Raw genomic sequence first — 19,045 nt, 5'->3', positions numbered from 1 at the left:
GAAGCCGGCCCCGAGAATGCGCGATGCCAATCCGCAAGACTTTCATCAGGAACACCATGCCAAACATCGGAAATCATTATCTCCCTCCATCTATCCAATCTTCAAGAGCATTTCCTGAGGCGTAGACAGATCCGTCGTCTATTGAGAAATTGTCCCCGTGATCTTTTTCCAACCCTCGCAGAAGATCTCTAGCATGACTCAGTTCGTGAGCAACAGTATTGGCCACTGTAGCCTGACTTGCAAACGCGTCTGGACCAATTCGTATAATCCTCCCTCCTTCGGATATCTTGGTTACGCCAAGCTGTCCACGAGGCAAGGTTTCGTCATAAATAGCAGTTATTGTCTGGCCGGATCCGCGCAGATTTATTCTGTAATGCTTAACAATATCATCAATATACAGCTGAGGATTTAGAGCATGATCGAAAGTTCTCTCTATCTGTTCAGCTGGCTCGCCCAGCCTATACAGATCCTGAGAAGGCTTGGCGGCCACCATCGCGCCGAGTTCGTCAGAAAGTCGATCAAGGTCTCGCCCAAGCGCTCTCATCGTTCCCTTGCCGGCCTTCTCAAGCAACTTTAGCGATGGACCTACCGCCATGCCTACAGCGACTTCCGTGCCATTTTGAGGCAGAAGAAACTCCGCACCTGTAAGCACAGCACCGGCACCCGCTTTTGCAGCACCCAATACATTCTGGCTCGCCTGCTGACCTGGTGTAGACGTCGCAGTCTCGATATCGCTTGGTCCGCCGCTCGACCCATCATTTTGCGAACTGGGATTGGCTCCTTGAGTTGTCTTGCCGCCATTTCCGGAGCAGCTTGTTGGACAACTGTAGGAAGGTTCTCCATGAGCTCCGGTTGTTAGCGCCACACTGACGTTCCCGGTGAAGGAATCACCGACGACCACTGTGGCGAACTCACCAAGCTTGTTCGCCGAGCGCGGGTCACGCAGCATGAAAGTGCAGGTATCGCCAACGTCTGCGTCTTCAGTTTTTGTCTCGCTGCAACTCCCGTAGCCGGACGGATCCCTCCCCGCCATCGGATTGTTGAGAATGTAGCTATACGGATTCAACGACTGACTATTCGTCGGAAACTGAATAATCGGATCCACCGACAAAAACCGCCCCAGCCGCGGATCGTACGCCCGACCGTTCATATGGATCAGCTGCACCGAGTCGAGGTGCTGGTGGCCGGTGAAACCGCGTTCCGTCTTGTTGCCGAGCAGAAGCAGCCCGATGGTGCCGCTCTCCGGAGTCATGCCGGTGTAGCGCGTCGTGAAATCGCCGTCGCGCGGCATGCCGAACGCGTCGAACACGAGATAGTCGGTCGTTGCGATCTGGCCGTTGCCGTCGGCGATCGCCGATGTCGAACCCAGGCGGTCGTGATAGTTGTACAAGACCGTCGTTTGCGCGTCGTACTGCGTCTCTCCATATCGGAAACGCCGCACCACGACTTCGCCGAGCTCGTGCCGCGCGATGCGGTCGGTCAGGCGCTCCAGGCCGAATGGCAGCGTCAGCTTCGCCGGGCTCGCACCGCCGACCTGCCGCTCGCGGTAGCGCTGCCCGTTCGGCGCGTAGTCGAACAGCGTCGTCGCGGTGCCGCGCACCAGCTTGCGCGGCAGGTTCTGCGGATCGTATGCGCCCTGCACCGTGCCGCCGACGAGGTTGCCGTTCTTGTCGTAGCTGTAGTCGCGGACGACCGTGCCCTGCGTCGCCGTACTCTGCGTCACCTTCGTGACGGCGTTCGGATGGAGCGGATCCGTGTACTGATACGGTTCCGTCGCGCCCTGGCCGAGCCTGTTGCTGTAGTCGCTCTTCGCGCGCAGGTTGCCGACCGCGTCGTATTCGTACGTGACCGAGCCGAACACCGGATCGGAAGTGCCCGAGTTCGCCGTCTTGAGCCGGTGCAGCTTGTCGTAGGCGTAACTTTCCACGCGCGACGACTCGACGTAGGTGCGCGCCTGGCTCGACAGGTTGCCGAACGCGTCGTACGTGTAGTCGTAGCGGTCGACCTCGATGCCGCTGACGCCGCCCAGGTTCCACCGGCGCTGCTGCGACTGGCCGGAGCCCGGGTTCGAGGTGAACACGCCCGCCGTGTTGTTGCCGTACATCTGTCGGACGACGTTGCCCCAGTTGTCGCGCTGGTCGACCGTCAGATAGTCCATCTGCATGTCGGCGTCGCGCATACGATGCGGCTGGCCGTAGGCCGTGTACGTCGACTGCACGCGCAGCTTCGTCGGGTACTCTCTTACTTTTTCACGGTTGTACGTTTCGTCGTATTCGAGCCTGGTCTCGAACGACGTCGTCGCCGGCGAGCGAGTCTCTGCGATGTACGTGGCGATTTTCGACGTGCGGCCCGTCGTGTCGTAGATGTACGCCTCCATCCACGGCACCCACGACACGCTTTCCTGGGCGGCGTTCCACAGGCCGATCCTGCGACTCACGCTGGCGAGCGCGCCTTTCGGGAACGTCGAATCGTGATAGGTCCACGTATCGATCGTCTCTTCCGCGACGATGCCCGCGCCGATGTCCGTCTGCTCCAGATAGGCGCCTTGAGTCGCGGTCTGCTTCGCCTTGCGCAAGACCATGCGACCCAGCGCGTCGTAGCCGAACGACGTGACGATGTCGCGCCCGTCGGTCTGCGTCAGCACTTCGCCGAAGCCGTTGTACGTGAACGACCACGTTCCCTGGTTCGGGTCGACCGACTTCGTACGACGGCCGAAGCTGTCGTATTCGGCACGCGTCACCGAGCCCTTGGCGTCGACGATGGCCACCGGCCGGTTCGCCGCGTCATGCCAGTAGCGCGTGACGCCGTCGAGCGCGTCGTTGGTCTGCGCGAGCTGGCCGGCGAAGTCGCTGTAGCGCTTCACGGTGATGGCATCGCCGGTACACGTGCCGCCGCCGGGCAGCACGCAGCTCACCGTCACCGCCGTCGTGCCGCCGCTGTAGGTGTAGACGCTCCGGGTGTCGCGCGCGACCGGCGGGCCGGTCACGCCCTGCGGACCGTCCGCGGCCGGCGTCTGCTTGACGATCAGGCGCTTCTCGGCGTCGTACGCGAACGTCGACCACCGCGCCGCGGTCTGCGGGCACAGCGTGCTGCCGGCGCGGCAATGCGGCGTCGACTGACGCGCAACTTGGCCCATCGCGTCGTACTGCGTCAGCGCCTGCACCCACGGGCTCGTCGCAAGATTCGGCGTCGATTCGGTCGGATCGTAGCCGCGCGAAGCCTTCTTCACTTCGCGGCCGAGCGCGTCGAACCACGTCGCCTGCGTCGGCGCCCCCGCCTTGACGACCGTCACGCGATACGCCGCGAACGCCTGGCCGTCGGCGCCGTCGCCGTACGGACCGCCGCAGTTGCTCGCGCTCGTGCACGCCTTCACCGCGGTTCGCACTGACGGTTCGAGCGGCGTCGTTCCGTCCGTTTTGTACTTGTCCACACGCACGGGCTGACCGAACACATCGTAGGTCGTCCTGAGGCTGAACCCGTTGGCGTCGACCGCCATGTCGACCTGCCCGTCCCGCGCGCGCGTCTGCGCATAGGCCGTGTAGTTCAGCGGATTCGTCGTCGCCGAGACGAAGTAGCGGCCGTCGCCGTAGTCGAGCTGCGTCGTGCGTGCGCCCGGCGCATCGTTCGCGTCGACCGTCGTCGAATCCGGCAGCCCGTAGCCGTTGCCGGCCGGATACCCATAGCTCGTCGTTTGCGACAGCGCACCGGACGACACAGTCTTGGACAATGCGGCACGCGTGACTTCGTCCCAGGCGTAGCTCGTCGTCGTCGACGCCGGATTGAGCGACGACGGCGTGACACCGGCAGGCAGCGCATCGGCGTAGGACATCGTGCTCGCGACGACCGTTTCGTCGAGCCGGCCGGGCCACCACACGCCCTCGGTCGTATTCGTGTACGTGTTCTGGACGGTGCTCTGCTGCGCGGACAGGAACCACGGGCACGTCGCCGGCGTCGTTCCCGCGACGGGCGCAACGGCGATCGTCTGGTTCGCATAGTTGCCGTAGTCGTCCCAGTTCGCGTTCGTCGTTGTCGTACGGACGACCGAGCCCGCGCAGACGCCCTGCGTCTCGCGACGCTCGCCAACGCTCGCGGTCAGGTGCGGCTGGTGGATCTGCGCCGATTCGCGCGCGAGTTTGTCGGCCCAGGTGTTCGTCTCCGTGCCGATCGTCTCGAACGTGTTCGGCGCGGACGAGGTCGTACGCGCAACCGTCGAACTCTCGACGAGCCCGGTGTACGGAAACTTCTGCCTGAACACGGTCGTCGTGCGCAGGCGCCGGGCCGCGTCGCTCGCGGCGACCTCGGGCTCCTGCACGATCGTACGGAAGCCCTGGAAGCCGCGGCCGCGCGCGTTGTACATCGCCTCTTCGTAGCCGTAGCGCGCGCTGCGGAAACCGACGATGTCGCCGATGCCGTTGCTGCGATACAGCGCCGCGACCACCGGCATCGACGACGTAAAATAGAAATGGTCGTCGTCGGCGTACGATGCCGCGGGATTCTGCGCCGTTGTATACAACGGCAGATCGCCCGCCGCGCGTCCGGCGTCGCTCGACAGCGGGTAGTAGTCCCACACCGCTTCATCGCCCAGTCCGTTGGTCGCCGTGTCGAGCAGTTCCGGCAGGCGCGGCGGGAGGCCCGTGCGGTTCTCGCCGGGCCGCGTCGCGCCGGTGTTTTCGTTGACGAAAACCTTGTAGTTCGGCGTCACGAGGCTGTTGACGGAATCGCCGCTCGGCAAATGCGTCGGCAGACTGACGGTCGGGCTGCTGGTCGCCGCCGCGCAGTTCGAGCAGCCGATCGCATTGATCTGGTCGGCCAGACCGTCGCCGAAGACATCGCTGTTTTCGGAAAAATCGCTCAGCGTACCGATGATGTCGGTCGGCACGTCGACCACCGTGATCGTCGGCAGATTCGTCGCGGCGTCGACAGGCCCGATGACGAACTTCGCCGCGTTCATGTGGTACGCGCTCGGATCGTGCGCCGCGCCGATGTACGGCGCGTCGTACAGGCGAGCGGCGTAGTGGCCGAGCGAAAGATCGCCGCGCGGCAGGATGCGCTTGTTCGTCAGCGGATCGTCGGGACATGCGTAGACGTCGCAATACGGCTCGTCGCCGCCGCCCGGACCGCTCACGCACGGCGTTTCGCGGTACAGCGGACACAGCGCGGCGGCAATCCGCGCCGGACGCAGGAACTCGGCGCGGCCGTCGCCGTCGATGTCGTGCAGCTTCAGATGGCTTGCATACTTGAACCCGCCGCCCGACGGCGTCAGGCCGACATTGCCGCTCGTCGCCGTCTCGATGCGCGCGGTGAAGCTCAAGTTGCCGCGATTGAGGCGAACCTTCCAGTTGCCGCTGTTGTTGATCGCGAACACGAGATCGGCGAGACCGTCGCCGTTGATGTCGGTCCAACGCAGCACGCGATCCTTCAGGTCGAGATCGACGCCGAGGCCAAGGTTCGCCGCAGGCCGGACATCCAGCGCGATGCCGGCGCCGGCGGGCACCGGCGTCAATACCGACGTGATCGCATACGTATTCGGCGCGGCCGTCGCAATCACCAGATCGGCACGGCCGTCGCCGTCGAGATCGCTGACGTGCGCGATTTCTTCGCCGTAGACAGTGCCCGTCTGCTCGTAGCGATTGAGACATTTCGTCGCGGCGAGTTGAAATGCCGCGGGCGCCGCGGACGTAATCGTGTTGCGATAGATCGCGAGCTGGTTGTAGCCGACGGCGCCGCAGGCGAGGTCTTTTCGCCGCAACAGGATGTCGGGCCTGCCGTCGCCGTCGAAATCGGCGGTGTTGTCGAGCAGCGTCGTGCCGAACGTCGCGGGAATATTCGTCTCGACCGTCGCGAACAACGCGTCGAAACCTTCGGCCGGTGCGTCGGGCCAGTAGCCGCGGTCGCGATTCCAGCGGATCAGGCGCAGGAAGTTCGATTCGCCGCCTTGCGGCATGCGCATGCCGTCGCTGTAGCCGTCGCCGTTGTAGTCGTCGGCGCCCGGAACGCCGAACGTCTGCTCGGTACCGATCGTGATCCAGCGCGCGAACGTGCGAGCGGCCGTCGTCTGTCCGAGCTGGAACGTGTACGCGTTCTTGCCGGTGCGCAACCTGGCGAGTATTTCGCGGCGGCCGTCGCCGTTCACGTCGCCGATCACCGAGAGGTATTTCACCTCCGACGTGTCTTCGGTCAACGGCGTCAGGACGAAGTCGACCGGCGTCGTCACCGGACCGTCCGGATCCACTTCGCCGCCGCCGCCGAGCGGCGCCTCGACGTCGATGTAAGGCGGATGGGCCTCCTCGATTTCCACGGCGGTCGGCAACACGGCATCGGCCATGCCCGTCGCAGTCACCACCCGCAGCTTGCTGCCGATCGGGCCGTCGTTCCAGTCGAACGTCGTCGGCGGACGGCACTCGCCGTTCGGCGTCGACGCATCGAACGCGCACTCGGTCACGCGGCGCAGCAAGCTGCGTCCGCTGTAGACGCTCAAGTCGGCGTCGCCGTCGAACTTGGCATACTTCAATGTATAATCACGTACTTTTTCGCCGCCGACCCACGTCGTGATTTTCGTCAGCCGCTTCGTCTGCGACGACAGGCCGCCGGCCAGCGCGCTGATCGCGTTGTCGTTGGCGTTCGCGCCTTGCGGCCGATTCTCGTAGTCGAACGTCACTCGCCGGACGGTCGTCGACGGCAGCGTGTAGCTGATGCTGCGCACGAGCGTTTCGCGCTGCGGCCCGCTGCCGTCGCGGTTGTCGTACGCATACGTCATCGCGTTGCCGGCGTAGTCCTCGACCATTTCCACGAGCCAGCTCAACGCGACCGCCGCACCGACCGGCTGCACCCGCGCATTCGCGATCGAGGGCTGGCACTGGGGACTCTCCTTCTCACCGGTCCAACTGCCGAAATGCAGTTTGCGGCCCGATTTCGTCTCGGCGAGAAAACAGACGCCGGGTTCGGCCAGGCTGCCGCCGGCCTGCGTCACGCGCGTGTAGTTGTCGATCTCGGTGCGATAGACCGCGCCGGCGCTACCGTAGGTGCCTTCGGTCAGCATCAGACGCTGGCCGTCGAGGCACAGCGCATCGTCGCCGTCGAACCGCACGGCACGCGCTGTGCCGTCCTGCGCCTTCGTGCGCGGACAGCGATGGATCGAACTCAGACCCGAGAGCGAAAAACCCATGCCGGCGACGCCGTTGCCGCCGCGGCTCGAATAGCTCAGCGCCACGTCGGGCTGCATGCCGTTGCGGCCCGGCGGCACCGTGATGGGAATCGTATACGACGCCGCACCGCCGCTGACGCCGGCGTCGCCGGCCAGCGTGCCGACCTTCGGGTCGTGCGCGGGCAGATCGCCGTCGAGCGAAACCAGCGGCTGGTCGGACACGTTCACATGCCCGATCACGCGAACCTCGGCCGATTCCGACAGCGGCGTCTGGCCGCCGGCCGGCGAATCGTTGTCGCCGTACAACTTGTACTTGACGCGCGAGCCGATCGGCAGCGGATCGGTGACCGACCCTTCGCGTCCGCCCGTCAACACGACGACCGGCGCGGCGGCTGTGTTGTTGAGGTCGTAGCGATAGACCGTCGCCAGATTTCGCGTGGCCGTGTAACTGACGATCAGCGGACAGTTCGTCCCCGCCTGCTGCACGAAACACGCGGTGCGATCGGTGACGAGGCGATTGACGTCGGTCGTACGCTGAACAGGAACGTTCGGCGTGTCGAGTCGATAGTTGTCCGGCAGCAACGCCGTCGGCCACTCGACCGCGGCGGCACCCGTCGTCGCGGCCGGCACGGTCGCCTTCATCGCGATCTTCGCCGCGTTGACGCCGGTGAAGACGTGGTGGAAGCGATTTTTCGGATCGCCGGCCGGTTGGCCGGCCGCCAGAACGTATTCGTCGACGCAGCGTTCGTTGACGTTCGCCGATGCCTGATCGCTCGCGGTGCAGTCGGTGGTCGGCACGCCGTGCCGCGATTTCGAATACACCAGGTCGCCTGGATTGCCGGTGTTGTCTTTCGGCGGCATTCCGGGATGCAGCTGCTGGTACTGCAGCCATACCGGCCGACCGGCCGTATCGAAGATCTGGGGCGTGACGATCTGCAGGTAGTTCTGCGCGGCGTCGACGCCGATGACGAGATCGAAGCCCCATGAACCGACGCCGCCGGCGTCGGCATCAAGGTCGCTGTCGTACCAGTTGGCGGTGTAGGCCTGGTTGAGCCCCGTCGACTCGCCGGTCGGCGGAATCTGGTCGCGGAAATAGTCGTACACGCATTCGGTGTATTCGCCCGAACCGTGCTCGGTCCATTGCCACGTTATCGCCGCGCGCGTCGTCGACCCGTTCGGTATCGTGATCGCGACCGAACCGACCGGGTCGTAGCGATCGACGCGAAAGCCGTCCCAGTGCGGCCGCTTGAGCTCCGCCTGATAGCGTTTGTGACCGTCGCCCGTCGATACGTCGTACGGAAATGCGATCGTCCAGGTCGGCCTGCCGTCCGGGCCGTAAGTGAACCAGTACAGCAAGAACAACCGGCTCTGGGCGAGCCGCTCGTCGTACAGAAAATCCCAGCCGCTGCCGTAGCGATTGGGATTCCAGAATCGCCCGGGATAGGTCGGCGTGCTGCCGGCTTCCAGCGGCGGCGGCGTGATCGGACACGCCGACGGGCTCGGCGGCAATACAGCCGCGGACACCCCTGAAAATGTCAACAAATTGATTGCCGCGCCGAACAACGCGGCAAGCGTTCCTCGCATCGTGCGCATTGCGGATCCTGCTTTTCGTAGGCAATAGGACACCTGGACGCCTGCGTCGCAGGCGCCAGCACCGGTCGAGAGGTTTTCCCCCTTCAGCGGCGGCGATTCGCGCCGTCGCGTTCGTCTATTCGCAAAGCGGCGACGAACGTGATCAGTCTGCGCGACGGATGTCGCACAGCTTGAGCGTATGGAGGATTTGTCGCGCCGCGAGATTCGCGGCGGACTTGCGACGCCGCGGGACTACGACATCGTCGCGAACAGATTCCCGCGTGCGATCACGACCGTGTTGCGGCCGGCGTCCTTGGCGCGGTACAGCGCCTGGTCGCAGCGGCGCAGGCAGTCTTCCAGCGGTTCGCCGGGCTGCAGTTCGGCGACGCCGAGGCTCATCGTCACGCGCAGGCCGCGCGGCTGCAGCGGCATGCGTTCGACGCGCGCACGCAGTTCTTCGGCGCGGCGGCAGGCTTCCATCAGGCCCGTGCCGGGCAGGAGCACGAAGAATTCTTCGCCGCCCCAGCGCGCCGCGTGACGGCTGTCGCCGTGCAGGCTTTCCAGTTCACGCGCCGCCGCCATCAGCACCTGGTCGCCGATGCCGTGGCCGTACGTGTCGTTGACGTGCTTGAAGTGGTCGACGTCGGCCAGGATCATCGAAAAACCGCCCTGCCCGCGCGACGCCTGCACGGCCTGTTCGAGCATCTCGAGCATCGCGCGCCGGTTCAGGAGTCCGGTCAGCGCATCGGTCAGCGCGGCTTCGGCGAGCAGCGCCTCCACCTGCAGCCGGTTTTCGATTTCGATCTTGAGCTGGCCGGTGGCGTCCTCGATTTCGCGCGCGCGTTCCTCGACGCGCGTTTCGAGTTTGGCGTTCGCCGCGGTCAGCGCCGTCAGCGCGTCTTCGCGCCCGCCGGCCGCTTCGCGCAAGCGCTGCGCGGTCGCGTCGAAATCGGCGATGACGCGATCGAATTCGTCGCCGATCGCGACCTGGTTTGGCGGCAGCGCATCGCCGGCGGCGAGCGCGCGGCAGCGTTCGCCGAGCAGCGCGATGCGCCGCTGCAGGCTTTCGGCCAGAAGCCGCGACAGCACGAGCGCCGCCAGCACGCCGAACAGCAGGCCGCCGAGCGTCGACAGGCGCAGCGTGCGCAGGCTTTCCTGCAGGCTCGACGCGCGAAAGCGCACGCCGGCGACGTAGCGCGAGGGCGCCGCGGCAATCGGCGCGAGCGCGAAAAGATCGTTGCCTTCGGCGCCGGCCGCGGCGATGTCGCCGAGCGTCGCCGCCTTCAGGCCGCCGCGCAGCAGGGCGAGTTCGTCGACGGTCAGGCTGCCGCTGCCCTCGGAGACGGCCCCCGGCGCGGTGGCGGCGACGACGCGCACGTCCGTTCCGGTCACCTCGGCGACGTAGGCGCCGACGAGGTCGGGATTGCCGCGCAGCGCGCGCTGCAGCCGGTCTTCCATGCGCGCTGCCGCGCCCGGCGTCGAATGGCGCGACACTGCGTCGAGTTCGTCGCCGTCGAGGCCGGCGGCGAGCACGCGCGCATTGTCGAGGACGCGCTCGCCGACGGCGTCGACGATCTGTCCCGCCGCGGCGAAATACAGGTACAGGCCAAGCGTGCCCGCACCCAGCAGGATGACCAGCAAATGGCTGAGCAGCAGCCTGCGCTTGATCGTCAACAACGCGTTCTCCGATGCAACGTGGACCGGTTGGCCGCACTCGGGTTCGCTGGAAACCCCGCACGGCGGGCCGGCGGCTGCCGGCGGCATTCCGATCGCTCAGACAGATCGCGGCGCCCCCCGCGATCTGCACTCCCCTTCGGAGTATAGGCGCACTGCGGGCGCCGCGGGCAAGGCGCCGCCGCGCCGCGCCTTGCTTCGCGTCTCTCGCTTGAAATACGCTCCGGCGACTTTGCGGCTTGGGTTTCCCGGTCGCCGTACCGCTCTGGGGGAGTCATGGTCGCTGCATTGGGGCAAATTCTGTTCGGCCTGTTCGGCCTTTCCGTACTGATCCTGTTCGCGTACGCGTTTTCCAACAACCGCCGCGCGGTCGACTGGAAGCTCGTGGTCACCGGCATCGGCCTGCAGATCGCGTTCGCCGCGTTCGTTCTGAAAGTGCCGCTCGGCGCGCAGATTTTCGATTCGCTCGGCCACGGCTTCGTGCGGCTGCTCGAATTCAACAAGGTCGGCTCCGAGTTCATCTTCGGCAAGCTGCTCGACGCGAGCCAGTTCGGCTTCATCTTCGCGTTCCAGGTGCTGCCGACGATCATCTTCTTCGCCGCGCTCATGGGCGTGCTGTACCACATCGGCGTCATGCAGCAGATCGTCAAGGGCATGTCCTGGGCGATCACCAAGGTGATGAACGTCTCGGGTGCGGAAACGACGTCGGTCTGCGCGAGCGTGTTCATCGGCCAGACCGAGGCGCCGCTGACGATCAAACCGTACCTGGAAAAGATGACCGAATCGGAACTGATGACCGTCATGATCGGCGGCATGGCGCACATCGCCGGCGGCGTGCTCGCCGCGTACGTGGGCCTGCTCGGCGGCGGCAACGAGGCCGAGATGGCGAAGTACGCCAAGCACCTCCTCGCCGCGAGCATCATGGCCGCGCCGGCGACGCTCGTGCTGGCCAAGATCCTGATTCCCGAAACGCACGAACCGCTCACGCGCGGCAGCGTGCGCATCGAAGTGGAGCGCCACAGCACCAACGTGATCGACGCGGCGGCCACCGGCGCCGGCGACGGTCTGCGCCTCGCGCTGAACGTCGGCGCGATGCTGCTCGCGTTCATCGCGCTGATCGCGACGCTGAACTGGCCGCTGCAGTGGCTCGGCACGATCCAGTGGGGCGAAGCCGCCGACTCGACGATCAACGCCTGGCTGTCGGCCGGCAAGCCGATCGCGGTCACGCTGAGCCTGCAGACGATCCTCGGCTATCTGCTGTCGCCGATCGCGTGGCTGATCGGCGTGCCGTGGCAGGACGCCGTGCTCGTCGGCGGCTTCATCGGCCAGAAGGTCGTTCTGAACGAGTTCGTCGCGTACGTCGATCTCGCCAAGAACATGGACAAGCTGCAGGAACACAGCCGCGTCGTCGCCGCCTACGCGCTGTGCGGTTTCGCGAATTTCTCGTCGATCGCGATCCAGATCGGCGGCATCGGCGGCCTCGCGCCGAGCCGGCGCGGCGATCTGGCGCGCCTGGGCCTGCGCGCGGTGCTCGGCGGTTCGCTCGCGACGTTCATGACCGCGACGATTGCCGGCGTGTTGAACCAGCTGTAACCGACTCGCGGCGCCGGCGGCTTCGATCGCCGGCGCCGTCGACCGCGGCACGTGCGTTCTACAGTTCGAAACCGTCCGCGAAAATCGTATCGGCGACATGCACGGTCAGCGGCAGCGCCGTCGATGCGGCGTCCGGATCGTTCGTGGTCAGGCACAGCACCGCCGTGTAGTCGCCGTCGGCGAGACCCGCGGTGTCGACGATGACGTCGACCGGCACCGATTCGCCCGCCGGCACCGATCCCGTGTTCGGCGCGACGCTCAGCCAGGCGACGTCGCCGGCCGCCGCGCACGCCGCCGGCGCCTCGGCGATCGACCAGCTCAACGGAAAGTCGCCGTCGTTGCCGATGGCCAGCGTCACGGTGCGCGTCGTGTCGGGCGCCTGGCCGAATTCGAACGACGTCGCACCGAGCCTCAGCCCCGGACGCAGCGCGAGAACCGTCGCCGCCGCCGAATCGCTCGCGGTTTCGGCGCTCGGCGTGAAGCGGATCGCGAACGACGACGCCAGCGACGGCTGACTGAACGAAAACATCGACGCGAGGCCGCCCGAGAGATTGAGGCCGACCGTGGCGGACGCACCGGCGTTCCATGCCGCGTTTCCAAAATCCACGTCTTTATATTGAAACAAGACGATATTGCCGCTTTCGAACAGAACGACCTCGAACGTCGCGGTGTCGGGCGTCGGCGACTGCGGGTTGACGAAGTGCGCGCGCGCCTGCCACTGCACGATCGCGCGCCGGTTCGGCGCGGCGCCCTGCACCACGTAGTAGACGTCGCCGGTTTCGTCGTCGAGATCGTCCCAGAACGGGGCCATCGCGCGGCCGAGGCTCGCCGCCGGCAGCACGGCGTTGTCGACGCCGACGTCGCCCGTCGTCGTGCCGAACAGGATGGCGCCGTTGTTGCCGACGCGCAGCGCGTTCGACGTCGCGCCGTCGAACGTGAACGCGAACGGCAGCGTCAGATTCACTTCGCCGTCGTCGGAGAGATTGAGCGCGGTGCCCGCGCCCGGCGTGCTGATGTCGATGAAGTCGTACGTCGGCCCGCCCTGCTGCCCGCTCGTGCGCAGCTGGTATGGCCGCGTGCGCGCGGTCCATAGCGCATTGCTCGTCGTGGTCGCGGCGACCGCGCGCACCCGCGTGACGGTCGTCGAGGCGCCCGGCGCGAGCGCGATCGGTTCGTCGTCGAGCACGACGCCGAACGCCGAGTCGATGAGATCGTGGTACTGCAGCGTGCTCGTGCCGGTGTTCGTCGCGCGGTAGCAGTAGTTGACGTCGCTGCCGGCGAGGACGCCGAGCGTCGTCGTCGTCGCGCAGAAACCCGGTGTGAGATCCGTGCCGACGGTGACGGCGAGGTCGAGCTGCGCCGCCGCTTGCGCGGCCCCGGAGAGCGCGGCCAGGGCAACGGCGATGCCGGGCAACCTGAATACGGCCATGTTCGCGTCCTATCAGGTTGTCGAGAAACGGGCTCCTGCCCGTTTCTCAATCGAGCGGCGCAAGCTGAGCTTGCGCACCCTCTCCTGGAATCAATCGCTTGAGCGATTGATTCTCGAGCGGTCCATCCGTCGACCGCACCGCAGGCTGTTTCTCAACAGCCTGCGGTGCGATGGAGTACCGGTATGCGGACCAGCCTAGCGGCGCGCCGGCGCTCGCGCAAATGCCGCTTAACGGATTATTTCCATCGTGTACCGAGCGGTCTTCAGTCGTTCGCGCCGATTTCACCGTCGCGCAACCGCCGCAGGGTTTCCGCGAGCCGCTGCGCTTTTTCTTCGCCTTCGGCGATCTGCTCCGCCGGCACGCCGGCCGTGCGCGCGCGGTCGATGTCGCGGCGCATCTGCGCGAGCGCCCCCGACGCCTCGCGTTCGAACGCGCGATACACGCGTGCCTGCCGGCGCGACTCGTAGCGCCGGTACGCGGCCGGATCGGCCAGTTCGTTCGTCGTCGGCGCCTCATCGTCGTCGACATCGCGCGGCGCGATCGGCGGGCTGCGCGGGTCTCCGCCCTGCAGCGTCAGTGCGAGGCCGGCGGCCGCGTCCGGGGCGATCGGCGGCGGCGGCGCAACGGGTTGCGCGGCGATGCGCACCGGCACCGGCGCGGTCGTCGACACGACTTCCGATCGCACGGCCGGCGCGGTTCCGCGCGACGGCGAAGACGGCGTCGCTCCGGCGACGCGCACCGCCGGTTCGCCGGCGCGATCGGCGCCGGGCTCGCGTCGCATGCCGACGATCGCGCAGACGAAGGCCATGATCGTGACGATCCACACGACGGCACGCGCGCTCATTCGCCGCCGCCTGCCGTATCGCCCGCGACGGCGATCTTCGCGGCGACGCGCAACCGATCGCGCAGCGCCGCGAATGCCGCCCGCGCCCGCTGCTCGGCGATGTCGCGCGACGCGAGATAGCGCACCGTTTCCGAATCCTTCGCATGCCACCCGACGCGCTGCTCGTCGACACGCACGATCTCCCACGCCGCCGGCGCGTCGGCCTTGACCGGCTCGCGCACCGGCGCGCCGTTGCGCCATGGTGGCTGCGCGAACGCGAGCGCGCCGAACCAGTCGCGCTGCGCCGACGCGTCGATCCAGCCGAGGTCGCCGCCGCCGGCGCCGTCCGGCGCGATCGAGTGGCGGCGCGCGAGTTCGCCGAAGTTCGAACCGTCGGCGGCGAGCGCGTGCGCGACGCGCAGCGCGGTCGCTTCGTCGGCGAGCCGGATATGCCGTACGCGCACTGCGTCGACGCGGCGAAAGCGCTCGCGATGCGCGTCGTACCAGCGGGCGATGTCGTCCGCGGTCACGCGGGCGCGCAGGCCGGCGAGATACGCGCTGTCGTCGTGGAGATCGGCACCGAGTCCGTAGCGCTCGCCGAGCGCGCGTTCGAGCTCCTGGTCGGCGAGCGCGCGGCGCAGTTCCGCGACCGCGGTCCGACCGAGACGGCGCCGCGCGTCGTCGACGACGAGCAGCGCCGCCAGGCGCGCGTCGACCTGGCGATCGAGAAATTCCACATCGAGATTATGCAACGCCATGCGACCCTGCACGTTCTGCCGCGCGTACAGGTCGGCGAGCGTCAGCGCGCCCGCGTCGCCGCCGGGCATCCGGTAGCGCAGCAGCACGAGCGCCGCGGCGCGGTCGCGCGACGCGTCGTCGAGCGCGTATTCCACGCGCAGCCGCGCCGGGTCGCCGAGCGCGGCGCGCAGCGCGTCGGCATCGACATCCGCACGCGCGACGGTCGCGCGCCGCGCCGCCTCGACCGTCAGTGCGGCATCGGTCTCGTCGCGGTAGACGGCGCGCAGCACGGCGACGAGCCGCTCGTCGGCTGCGACGTCCGGCGCGAACGCGACGCGGCGTTCGGGAAACAGCGCGTCGACCGGATACGTCGCCAACGCATGACGTGCGAGCAGGCGGCGTTCGATCACCGCGTCGAGCACGTCGCGCCCGCTCGCCGCACGGTCGGTCAGGCGCGCGTAGCGAACGAGCACGGCGAGGCTCGCGCTGCCGATCGCATCGCCGTCTACGCGCGCGACGACCGCCGCGCCGGCATCCGGCGCGGCGGCAGCGAGCAGCATCAGGCCGCAGCGCGCGACGAGGCGCGCTGCGGCAAAACGGACAAGGTTCACAACGCCGCGACGCGGTTCGCGGCGCAGTCGAGCACCACGACGGCCATCGCGATCGCATGCGGTACGGTCAGCCGCGCCACGCGCACGCGCTCGGCGTGGTCGGTCGACGACAGCACGCTGCCGCCGACGCGGTACGAGTAGTCGCCGCCCTGCGTCAGCACGCCGCGAATGTCGCTCGCCGCGCTCGCGCCGCAGCGCGTGAACGTGCCGTCGCCGAGCGCCGCCGTGACGCGCGCGGCGTCGTTTAAGCCCTCGGCGTAGTAGTAGTCGTTGACCCATTGCTCCCAGCCGGAGTGATTGTTGCCGCTCGTCGTCCATGTGTGATGCGGCTGCAGCAGGTCGGTCGCGTGCAGCACGTAGCCGACGGTCTGCGCCGTCGGCTGCGCGAGGAACTGGCTCCACCAGTACTGGCCGAGATTGTCGATCGGCTGGAACGGGAAGTTCTGGTAGTCCTGGTACATGCCCGGATTCGACGTGGAACCGATGCGGTAGCGCGCCTCGGTGACGCCGTAGGTGTTGTACTTCGTGCCGTCGGAGAACCAGCCCTTCATGCCGCCGGCGCCGTCGTCGAGATGGTCGTTCCAGAGCCAGCCGGCGGCGAGTTCGTCGACGTCGCCGCGCTGCGTGAGCTGGCTGTAGTTGTAGCCGCCGAAGTCGTTGCCGTGCGCGTCGCGACCGCGCGTGTGGTTCTGGAAATGCCAGAACGACGTGTAGTGCGCGACCGACGAGAGCGTCGACCACAGCGGCGCGCGCACGCAGTCGCCGGTGATCGCACCGCAGATGTACGTGTCGGCGAAATCGTCGACGTCGTAGGCCGACTGCGCGATGGCCTGCGCGAGCTGGTCGACGCTGACGCCGGCGCTGCCGGCCCACGCGGCGATCTTCGCGTACTGCGTCGTGCCCGGGTTGTTCTTCATATACTGCACCGCGTCGAGCACGATGCGGCGATGCGTTTCCTGCGACCAGGCGCCGGCGTCGCCGGCCGCGGCGAGTGCGAGCGCGCCGAAGCCGATGAGTGTGGTGATGCGCATATCGTCTGTCCTCTCCCCAGGTTTGTGACTCCGGCACGTCGGGGCGCGCCGAAGACGCGCGACGCTAAACGGCGCACGTTGCAGTCCGATGGCATTCTGCGGATTTCTCAACTAGTACACTCACGCGACGACATTCCGGCGACGCGGTTCACGGTTTCTGATCCGGTCCGCGTACGGTTCGGGCGCTTGACGTCGTTCACTGCGCCGGATATTCAACGGACGGACCGGGGAGCACGATATGGAACCAGGGGGCACGGGCAACCGCCGGCCGATCGCGACGCGCGATACGGCAATCGCACGGCGCGTCGCCGCCTGGCTGGTCGCCCGCGGCGTATCGCCGAACGCGATTTCGGTCGCGAGCGTCGTCGTCGCGGCCGCCGGCGCCGCCGCGCTGCTGACGCTGCCCTGGCCGTGGAGCCCGTGGCTGTGCGCGGTCGCGATCCAGCTGCGTCTCGCGTGCAACCTGTTCGACGGCATGGTCGCGGTCGAAGGCGGCCGGCAGACGCCGACCGGCGCGCTTTACAACGAAGTGCCCGACCGTCTCGCCGACAGCGTGCTGCTGGTCGCGCTCGGCTACGCCGCGGGGCTGCCGTGGCTCGGCTGGCTCGCCGCCTTGCTCGCGGCGCTGACGGCCTACATCCGCACGCTCGGCGGCGCGCTCGGCCAGCCGCAGGATTTTCGCGGACCGATGGCCAAGCCGCATCGCATGGCCGCGATGACGATCGCCTGCGTGCTCGCGCCGATCGAGCATTGGACGTTCGCGACCGGCCTGACCCTCCCCGTCGCCACCGCCGTCATCGCCGCGGGCTCGGCGCTCGGCTGCGTCGCGCGACTGCGCGCGATCGCCGCAAGGCTTGCACCGTGATCGAACGTCTCGCCGCAGCCGGACTCGTCGGCTTCACGCGCATGCTGGTCGGCGCGCGCGCGCACTGGCGCGCGCCGATGCCGCACGGCCAGTGCCTGTACTACGCGAACCATTCGAGCCATCTCGACACGCTGGCGATCTGGAGCGCGCTGGAACCCGCGCGGCGCGCGGCGACGCGACCGGTCGCCGCGCGCGACTACTGGGACAAGCCGGGCCTGCGCCGCTATTTTTCCGGCCGCGTGCTGCGCGCGATCCTGATCGAACGCCGCCGCGACGCGCGCGACGGCGACCCGCTCGCGCCCGCGATCGCCGCGCTTGCCGCCGGCGATTCGCTGATCCTGTTTCCCGAAGGCACGCGCACGGCGCAGCGCCTGCCGCAGCCGTTTCGCGGCGGGCTGCATCGCCTCGCGCAGCAATTTCCACAGCTGCACGTGGTGCCGGTCTGGCTCGACACGCTGCACCGGAGCATGCCGAAGGGCGCGCGCATACCGCTGCCGCTGTACTGCACGGCGCACTTCGGCGCGCCGCTCGAACGCCTGCCCGACGAATCGCGCGACGCGTTTCTCGTGCGCGCACGCGACGCGCTCGTCGCGCTCGCCGATGCCGGGAGCCCCGCATGACCGCGCAGGAAAAACTCATCGCCGTGTTCGGCGGCGTGGTCGGGCTGCTCGCCCTCGCGACGATCGTCGGCCGGCTGCTGCGGCGGCGCGGCGAAAGCGCCGTCGTCGACAACCTCGTCGCGCGCGTCAACGCGTGGTGGGCGATGGTCGCGGTGCTCGCGGTCTGCTTCGGGCTCGGGCCGCTCGCAAACCTCGTCGTGTTCGCGCTGATCTCGTTCTTCGCGCTGCGCGAATTCATCACGCTGACGCCGACGCGGCCGGGCGACCACCTGCCGCTCGCGGTCGCGTTCTACGTGCTCGTGCCGCTGCAGTACTGGCTGATCTGGGACCAGTGGTACGGCCTGTTCGCGATCTTCATCCCGGTCTACGCGTTTCTCGCGCTGCCGGCGCTCGCGGTGTTCGCCGGCGACACGACCGATTTTCTCGAGCGCACGACGAAGATCCAGTGGGGCGTGATGATCACGGTCTACTGCATCAGCCACGCGCCGGCGCTCCTGATGCTCAAGCTGCGCGGCTACGACGGCCAGGGGCCGCTGCTGTTGTTGTACCTGCTGCTCGTCGTGCAACTGAGCGACGTGATGCAGTACGTGTTCGGCAAGCTGTTCGGCCGGCACAAGCTCGCGCCGGTCGTGAGCCCGTCGAAAACGGTCGAAGGCCTCGTCGGCGGCGGGCTCGCGGCGATCGCGGTCGGCGCGTCGCTGTGGTGGATCACGCCGTTCTCGCCGCTCGAATCGGCGGCGATGTCGGCGCTGATCGTCGTCTGCGGCGCGCTCGGCGGCCTTGCGCTGTCGGCGGTCAAGCGGAGCCTCGGCGCGAAGGACTGGGGCCGCATGATCGAAGGCCACGGCGGCATGATGGATCGCATGGATTCGGTCTGCTACGCCGCGCCGGTGTTTTTCCACATGACGCGCTGGTTCTACTCGGGCTAAGCCTTATCATTGCGC

General features: G+C 67.4%; 10 protein-coding genes. 4 read left to right on the top strand and 6 right to left on the bottom strand.

From position 1 onward, the window contains the following. Nucleotides 1-76: 76 nt before the first annotated feature. The gene (locus OD750_RS01470; RefSeq protein ID WP_272841740.1) at nt 77-8,737 is read right to left on the bottom strand and encodes an FG-GAP-like repeat-containing protein; all 8,661 of its coding nucleotides are present in this window, start codon (nt 8,735-8,737) and stop codon (nt 77-79) included. A 231-nt stretch (nt 8,738-8,968) separates the two neighbouring features. Then, entirely contained in the window at nt 8,969-10,393 is a 1,425-nt protein-coding gene (locus OD750_RS01465) for a GGDEF domain-containing protein (RefSeq protein ID WP_263543080.1), read from the bottom strand. A 273-nt stretch (nt 10,394-10,666) separates the two neighbouring features. Here OD750_RS01465 and OD750_RS01460 point away from each other — a divergent pair, with 273 nt between their 5' ends. Continuing rightward, nucleotides 10,667-11,983: a NupC/NupG family nucleoside CNT transporter gene (locus OD750_RS01460; protein ID WP_263543079.1), complete on the top strand. Its 1,317-nt coding sequence runs from the start codon at nt 10,667-10,669 to the stop codon at nt 11,981-11,983. Between the two features lie 58 nt (nt 11,984-12,041). Here the strand turns inward: OD750_RS01460 and OD750_RS01455 are convergent, their stop codons facing one another. The 4 genes from OD750_RS01455 to OD750_RS01440 form a co-directional block, all read right to left on the bottom strand. Continuing rightward, nucleotides 12,042-13,412: a BACON domain-containing protein gene (locus OD750_RS01455; RefSeq protein WP_263543078.1), complete on the bottom strand. Its 1,371-nt coding sequence runs from the start codon at nt 13,410-13,412 to the stop codon at nt 12,042-12,044. Nucleotides 13,413-13,675: 263 nt separating this feature from the next. Next, nucleotides 13,676-14,257, bottom strand: a complete 582-nt coding sequence (locus tag OD750_RS01450) for a hypothetical protein (RefSeq protein WP_263543077.1) — start codon at nt 14,255-14,257, stop codon at nt 13,676-13,678. Further along, nucleotides 14,254-15,585, bottom strand: a complete 1,332-nt coding sequence (locus OD750_RS01445) for a peptidylprolyl isomerase (RefSeq protein WP_263543076.1) — start codon at nt 15,583-15,585, stop codon at nt 14,254-14,256. Before OD750_RS01445 ends, OD750_RS01450 begins: the two co-directional genes overlap by 4 nt. Further along, complete coding sequence (locus tag OD750_RS01440; protein WP_263543075.1) at nt 15,582-16,616, bottom strand: phospholipase C/P1 nuclease family protein; 1,035 nt, start codon at nt 16,614-16,616, stop codon at nt 15,582-15,584. Before OD750_RS01440 ends, OD750_RS01445 begins: the two co-directional genes overlap by 4 nt. A gap of 238 nt (nt 16,617-16,854) precedes the next feature. Between OD750_RS01440 and OD750_RS01435 the strand changes: the two genes are divergently transcribed. Genes OD750_RS01435 through OD750_RS01425 form a run of 3 tightly spaced genes read left to right on the top strand, consistent with a single transcriptional unit; the run spans nt 16,855 to nt 19,030 of the window. Beyond that, nucleotides 16,855-17,481, top strand: a complete 627-nt coding sequence (locus tag OD750_RS01435) for a CDP-alcohol phosphatidyltransferase family protein (RefSeq protein WP_263543074.1) — start codon at nt 16,855-16,857, stop codon at nt 17,479-17,481. Continuing rightward, complete coding sequence (locus tag OD750_RS01430; RefSeq protein ID WP_263543073.1) at nt 17,478-18,101, top strand: lysophospholipid acyltransferase family protein; 624 nt, start codon at nt 17,478-17,480, stop codon at nt 18,099-18,101. The genes OD750_RS01435 and OD750_RS01430 overlap by 4 nt, the downstream gene beginning before the upstream one ends. Next, nucleotides 18,098-19,030 (top strand): phosphatidate cytidylyltransferase, encoded by a 933-nt coding sequence (locus OD750_RS01425; RefSeq protein ID WP_263543072.1) that lies wholly within the window; start codon nt 18,098-18,100, stop codon nt 19,028-19,030. The genes OD750_RS01430 and OD750_RS01425 overlap by 4 nt, the downstream gene beginning before the upstream one ends. The last annotated feature ends 15 nt before the right edge of the window (nt 19,031-19,045 follow it).

Source organism: Tahibacter soli (assembly GCF_025717065.2).
In the GTDB taxonomy this organism is placed as follows: Bacteria; Pseudomonadota; Gammaproteobacteria; order Xanthomonadales; family Rhodanobacteraceae; genus Tahibacter; species Tahibacter soli.
The sequence above is the reverse complement of the archived record's forward strand: the minus strand, read 5'-3'. Positions and strand labels throughout refer to the sequence as shown.